We start from the raw sequence: 5,513 nt of genomic DNA, 5'->3' as shown, positions 1-5,513 counted from the left end.
ATGGCGAACCCCGCAATCATGGTGGATTCCAGCAAACGCCTGCGCTGATTCTGAGATCTCACGTTATTTACCCTTCCGAGGTTTTGTCCGACATTCGGCGACTCCCATCGCCAAAAGATTGCTTTCTGCCGCCACGCAATTTGCAGCATGGTGCAGACTCAATGAGAATGACGTGGCTTCTTTCGTGCCGCCATGACAATTACACTAGCGCAACACCATTGCGCCACAACTGTCGCAAAATCGCCACGCCATTTACAGGCATCGACTCACAATGACATTGGCTCACTACTACGGCCGCTTTATTCAATACATTCCACTGACAGTCCCTTTAAAGGGTCGAAAAATGCGCGTTGGAGGGTTCTCCGTAGTTGCCGCGACCGCTAGCTTTATGGCTTTCAGCCCTTCATCTGTAGCCCATGCGCAAACTCAACCAGATCGAGCATCGGCGTTTACGGACGTCGCGGCTTGCCGGGCAATCCCGAACGACACGGCTCGATTGAGCTGTTACGACCGGGCCGTGGCGCTCTTGGATTCTGCGGAACAGACTGGTGACATCGTGGTGATGGATCGCGCGCAGGTGCGAGACGCAAATCGACAGCTATTTGGCTTCCAACTTACAAACCCATTCGCAGGCAGACTAAGCGGCGATCCCGAACCTGAAGTGGAAGCAATCGAAACATCTTTGACTTCCGCGACCGCAATGGTCGATGGAAAGTGGGTTTTTCGGCTTGCAGATGGTTCAGAATGGCGTCAGGTCGATTCTGGGCCAGTAAGATTTTCCAATCGTGCAGGCGCCGATGTGCGTGTACGGCGGGCCGCGCTCGGCAGTTACATGATGACACTGGACCGCAGCCGTGCAGTCCGCGTCCGTCGTCAGTAAACGCTTATCGCTCGATCATCACCCGCGCCGCATAGGGCGCGGGCTCCGGCGTGCAGGAGGCGGCGATCAGTTGCACCGCGGCGAGACATAGGATCGCCGCCGCGACGAACGGAAGCCGATTTGATACAGCGTTGGCGATCGAACGGGCCATTGTGGGCGCTCCAGGCATGATTACCGAGACGTTAACGCAAGCTCTGCGCCAAACGCTGGGATCGCGATGATCCCGTTCGTGAGGACGTTCGATTTCGCCTATGGGCGGTGCGATCAGTTGTCGCCGTTGATCCAGCGGGTGATTGCAGACAATCCGGGGCCTTTCACCTTCACCGGGACGGGGACCTATATCGTCGGCCGACCTGACCAAGGGGCCGAAATCGCGGTGATCGATCCGGGGCCGCTGGATCATGCGCATATGGCGGCGCTGATGGCGGCGGTCGAGGGGCGGCGGGTCAGCCATGTGCTGGTGACGCATACGCATCGGGATCATGCGCCTCTGGCCCGGCCGTTCGCCGAGGCGACCGGAGCACGGATTTGGGCGGCCCGGCCTCCGATGCGGGAAACGCATGCGTCGGGTGCGCTTGACGAGGATGAGGATGCGGACTTCGCGCCCGATGTGGTGCTGACGGGCGGCGAGGTCATCGAAGGCGACGGCTGGACGATCGAGGCGATGTTCACGCCCGGTCATGCGTCAAATCACATGGCCTTCGTCCTGCGCGAGGAGAACGCCCTGTTTTGCGGCGACCATGTCATGGGCTGGTCGACGACGGTCGTGGCGCCGCCGGATGGGAACATGCGCCAGTATATGGCCAGTCTGGACGCAGTGATCGAACGCGACTTCGACGTGTTGTGGCCGACGCACGGAGCGCCGGTGACGCAGGTGCGGCCGTTTCTTGAGGCCTATCGCGCGCATCGACTGGAGCGGGAGGCGCAAGTTCTTCAGCGGCTGGCGGCGGGGGATCGCACGATCGCGGAGATGGTCCCGGTTCTGTACGCCGCCGTCGATCAGCGGCTGTGGCCGGCCGCTTCGCTGTCGGTGCTGGCGCATCTGATCAAGCTGGTCGAGGACGGCGCGGCGACCAGCGATGAGGCGCCCGGCCTGTCGGCGCAGTTCCGGCTGGCTTAGCGTCCCGCTTCCAGGTTTCGAGTGATTTTCGCGGCGAGGCGGCAGGTGGCGCCGCCGTCGGGACGGCTGCCGCGTGCGGCGACGCGGATGTCGGTGCGGCCGGGGCGGATGCGAACGACCGCGTCGGTGGCGAAGCCGAACCAGGCGCCGGCGTGCACGGCTTCGACCTGGAAGGTTGTGGCGCGGGTGACGACGAAGCCGGCGTCGACCAGCGCCGAGGTCGCCTGCTGGGCCAGGACCTGGGTCGGGATGGCGTCCACACCGTCACAGGTCTGCGGCGCGCCGCTGCGCACGCCGGCGGCGCGCGGCAGGCCCGGCGGCTCGTCAAGATTGGTGCTGACGTCACGCGGATGGGGCGTCGCATCCTGGCCCTGACGCCAGACAAAGCCGCCGACCGTGGCACCCGCCAAGGTCAGCGCCGCCAGCGCATAAAGACCCCTGCCCTTCAGGTCGCGCAGCGCCAGCACCGCCGCCACGAGAGCCGCCGCCAGACCGACCCAGGCCAGGAGGCGCGCCACGGTCCAGGTCAGCAGGTCATAGCCGATCACAAGATCGAGCCCGCCGAACCGCGTCGCCGTAACGGCCGCCACGACCAGCACAAAGGGCGCCGCCGCCAGCGCCGTCAGCCAGGGCAGAATGGCGGGTACGGGCTTTCTGGTCGGCATTCAGGGTCCGGTTCTAGGGTTAGGCAGCGGTCGGCAGACGATAGTCCTTCATCCGGTCGCGCAGAAGCTTCTTGTCGATCTTGCCGGTCGCGCCCAGCGGAATGTCGTCCACGGCGACCACATCGTCGGGCATCCACCATTTGGCGATCTTGCCGGTCAGGAAGTCCAGATGCTCCTGCTTGTCCAGCGTCTCGTCGGGCTTGAGCTTCAGGATCAGCACGGGCCGCTCGTCCCATTTGGGGTGGGCCGCGCCGATGACGGCGGCGATCTCGACCTTGGGGTGACCCACGGCGATGTTCTCGATCTCGATGGAGCTTATCCACTCGCCGCCGGACTTGATGACGTCCTTGGCGCGGTCGGTGATCTGCATGAAGCCCAGGTCGTCGACCGTGGCCACATCGCCGGTGTCGAAGAAGCCTTCGTCGTCCAGAATAGAGCCGTCTTCCTTGAAGTAGGCGCGGCTGATCGTCGGTCCCTTGACCATCAGACGACCGAAGGTCGCCCCGTCGTGCGGCAGTTCGGCGCCCGCCTCGTCCTTCAGCTTCAGCTCGACGCCCAGCGGCGGCACGCCCTGCTTCAGGCGGTATTTCATCTGCTCGTCGTAGGAGAGCTTCAGGATTTCGGGCGGCAGGTTGGCGATCGTGCCGATGGGCGAGGTCTCGGTCATGCCCCAGGCGTGGGTCACCTCGACGCCGAAATCGTCCTGGAAGCCGCGGATCAGGCTTTCGGGACAGGCCGAGCCGCCGATCAGCACGCGCTTCAGGGTCGAGAAGCCCAGACCGTTCTGTTTCATGTGGGCGAACAGACCCTGCCAGACGGTCGGCACGGCGGCCGAGAAGGTGACGCCCTCCTGTTCGATCAGCTCATAGATCGACTGACCGTCCATCTTGGCGCCCGGCATCACCAGCTTGGTGCCGGCGGCGGGACCGGCGAAGGCGATGCCCCAGGCGTTGGCGTGGAACATCGGCACGACCGGCAGGATCACTTCCTTGGGCGTGGCGCCCATCACCGTGGCCTGAAGACCCATGAAGGTGTGCAGGAAGTTGGAGCGGTGCGAATACAGCACCCCCTTCGGATTGCCCGTGGTGCCGGAGGTGTAGCAGAGGCCGCAGGCCGTCTGTTCGTCGAAGTCGCCCCAGACGACGTCGGTCGACTGACCGGCGATCGCGTCCTCATAGGCGACGGCCTTGGGCAGCTTCGTCTGCGGCATGTGGGCGGCGTCGGTCATAATGACGACGCGCTCGACCTTGGGGATATGCGGCAGGATCGCTTCCAGCAGCGGCACGAAGGTCAGGTCGACGAAGATGATCCGGTCTTCGGCGTGATTGATGATGTAGACGAGCTGTTCGGGGAACAGGCGCGGGTTCAGGGTATGGCACACCCCGCCGATGCCCATGATGCCATACCAGGCCTCGATATGGTTGGCGGTGTTCCAGGCCAGGGTGGCGACGCGGTCACCCGGCTGGATGCCCCAGTCCTTCAGTGCGCTGGACACGCGTTTGGCCCGGTCGTGGATCTGGGCGTAGGTCGTGCGAACGATGGGCCCTTCGACCGAGCGCGTCACCACTTCGCGCTCGCCATGCCAGTTTTTGGCGTGGTCGATGATCTTGTCGACCGTCAGCGGCCAGTCCTGCATCAAGCCCAGCATGTCGTATCCTTGTCCCTTGGATGCGTCTGCTTTGATGCGACGCTTGAGCCGACGCTAACATCGGTGATCGGCGATAAGCAACGTGACGTAGCGTCAGCCACGGCGCGGCGGATCGTCCCCCGTGGCGTTGGCGGCGCGACCGCTCTAGAAGGCCGCCCATGACCATATTGATCGCGATCACGGGGGGCTCCGGCTCCGGCAAAAGCACCCTAGCGGAGGCGTTGGTCTCGGCCCTGCCGGAAGGGTCGGCCGTGCTGGTGCGCGAGGACAGCTATTATAAGGACGCAGCCTCCCTGCCCGGCTTCGACGCCGCGACCTTCGACTTTGACGATGTGACGGCGCGCGATCACGACCTGATGATCGCGGACCTGAAGGCATTAAAGGCCGGGCGCGCGGTGACGGCGCCGGTCTATTCCTTCATCCATCACGGCCGCGAGCCGGGCGGCGAGCCGATCCCGGCGGCCGAGGTGGTGATCGTCGAGGGCACGCATGTTCTGTGCACCCCCGACCTGACCGCCCTGTTCGACATTCGCGTCTTCGTGGACACGCCGGCCGACATCCGCTTCATCCGCCGGCTGCTGCGCGACCAAGCCGAGCGGGGACGGTCGGCGGATTCGGTCGTGGCGCAATATCTGGCGACGGTGCGTCCGGGTCACGAGCGCCTGACCGAACCGTCGCGCACCCACGCCGACTTCATCGTCGCCGACGCGACGGCGGCCGTGCGTCTAGAAGATCCCCAGGCCGTGGTGCGTTTGGCTGCGCCGGTCCTGGCGCATCCGCTGCTGCAGGCCCTGCTGGACGACTAGCGAAGACATCTCCGACCCGAAATTCGGCGGGGCGAAGCGCGACCGGCTCAGCGGGCGGATGACCATTCATCGCTCTGATGCGCGCCCGTTCGGCGGCTTCGGCCTGCTTCTCAACCAAGATGGCGTCCAGCCGGATGTATTCGAGTTCCAGCAGGGCGCGAAGACGGTCATCCTCGGCCTCTTCCTTGGGCGTCTGTCTGTAGGGCGGTGGTAGGCCGCGACCGGGTTTGGGACGGCGAGGTTTGGGGCGGGCCATGCGGGTCTCCGGACACGGGTTATCGGCTTCGCGCGGTCGCAGCGAAGTCTGGAGGGCTGGGCGGAGCGCCGGGCCTTCGCCCGGAGTTGATTTGTAGTGTTACCGTTTCGACGAAGGATGGACGCTCCGCGCGGAAGG

At 64.6% G+C, this 5,513-nt stretch carries 8 protein-coding genes; 5 read left to right on the top strand and 3 right to left on the bottom strand.

The window, feature by feature from the left end; all coding sequences use genetic code 11:
* Positions 1-196, top strand: a 196-nt coding sequence (locus BVE01S_RS17185) for a hypothetical protein (RefSeq protein ID WP_218015945.1), incomplete at its 5' end; no start/stop codon positions are given.
* Positions 197-271: 75 nt separating this feature from the next.
* Positions 272-880: a hypothetical protein gene (locus tag BVE01S_RS16955; protein WP_146112050.1), complete on the top strand. Its 609-nt coding sequence runs from the start codon at positions 272-274 to the stop codon at positions 878-880.
* Positions 881-884: 4 nt separating this feature from the next.
* Here the strand turns inward: BVE01S_RS16955 and BVE01S_RS17085 are convergent, their stop codons facing one another.
* Positions 885-1,031 carry a hypothetical protein gene (locus BVE01S_RS17085; RefSeq protein ID WP_167544816.1) on the bottom strand — a complete coding sequence of 49 codons (147 nt, stop codon included), beginning with the start codon at positions 1,029-1,031 and terminating at the stop codon, positions 885-887.
* 66 nt (positions 1,032-1,097) lie between these two features.
* On the opposite strand from BVE01S_RS17085, the gene BVE01S_RS16355 reads away from it, so the two are divergent.
* Positions 1,098-2,000 carry an MBL fold metallo-hydrolase gene (locus BVE01S_RS16355; RefSeq protein WP_066629903.1) on the top strand — a complete coding sequence of 301 codons (903 nt, stop codon included), beginning with the start codon at positions 1,098-1,100 and terminating at the stop codon, positions 1,998-2,000.
* On the opposite strand, the gene BVE01S_RS16350 is transcribed toward BVE01S_RS16355, so the two are convergent.
* The gene (locus BVE01S_RS16350; protein ID WP_066629901.1) at positions 1,997-2,665 is read right to left on the bottom strand and encodes a DUF1499 domain-containing protein; all 669 of its coding nucleotides are present in this window, start codon (positions 2,663-2,665) and stop codon (positions 1,997-1,999) included. The two genes, BVE01S_RS16355 and BVE01S_RS16350, sit on opposite strands and share 4 nt — an antisense overlap.
* A gap of 19 nt (positions 2,666-2,684) precedes the next feature.
* Entirely contained in the window at positions 2,685-4,313 is a 1,629-nt protein-coding gene (locus BVE01S_RS16345; protein WP_066629899.1) for a long-chain-fatty-acid--CoA ligase, read from the bottom strand.
* Positions 4,314-4,471: 158 nt separating this feature from the next.
* Here BVE01S_RS16345 and udk point away from each other — a divergent pair, with 158 nt between their 5' ends.
* A complete protein-coding gene (gene udk / locus BVE01S_RS16340; RefSeq protein WP_039247924.1) occupies positions 4,472-5,119 on the top strand; it encodes a uridine kinase in 648 nt (215 codons plus the stop codon).
* Between the two features lie 58 nt (positions 5,120-5,177).
* Positions 5,178-5,333: a hypothetical protein gene (locus BVE01S_RS16950; RefSeq protein ID WP_157076499.1), complete on the top strand. Its 156-nt coding sequence runs from the start codon at positions 5,178-5,180 to the stop codon at positions 5,331-5,333.
* Positions 5,334-5,513: the final 180 nt, after the last annotated feature.

Origin of the sequence: Brevundimonas vesicularis NBRC 12165 (assembly GCF_001592205.1) — a bacterium.
GTDB classification, from domain to species: Bacteria; Pseudomonadota; Alphaproteobacteria; order Caulobacterales; family Caulobacteraceae; genus Brevundimonas; species Brevundimonas vesicularis.
Note: the sequence above shows the minus strand (reverse complement) of the source record. Positions and strands in the feature narration are given on the sequence as shown.

What these genes read in the sequence shown, in the direction of transcription:
- BVE01S_RS16955 (WP_146112050.1), top strand. Translation starts at nt 272, where the DNA reads ATGACATTGGCTCACTACTACGGCCGCTTTATTCAATACATTCCACTG.
- udk (WP_039247924.1), top strand. Translation starts at nt 4,472, where the DNA reads ATGACCATATTGATCGCGATCACGGGGGGCTCCGGCTCCGGCAAAAGC.
- BVE01S_RS16355 (WP_066629903.1), top strand. Translation starts at nt 1,098, where the DNA reads ATGATCCCGTTCGTGAGGACGTTCGATTTCGCCTATGGGCGGTGCGAT.
- BVE01S_RS16950 (WP_157076499.1), top strand. Translation starts at nt 5,178, where the DNA reads ATGACCATTCATCGCTCTGATGCGCGCCCGTTCGGCGGCTTCGGCCTG.
- BVE01S_RS17085 (WP_167544816.1), bottom strand. Translation starts at nt 1,031, where the DNA reads ATGGCCCGTTCGATCGCCAACGCTGTATCAAATCGGCTTCCGTTCGTC.
- BVE01S_RS16345 (WP_066629899.1), bottom strand. Translation starts at nt 4,313, where the DNA reads ATGCTGGGCTTGATGCAGGACTGGCCGCTGACGGTCGACAAGATCATC.
- BVE01S_RS16350 (WP_066629901.1), bottom strand. Translation starts at nt 2,665, where the DNA reads ATGCCGACCAGAAAGCCCGTACCCGCCATTCTGCCCTGGCTGACGGCG.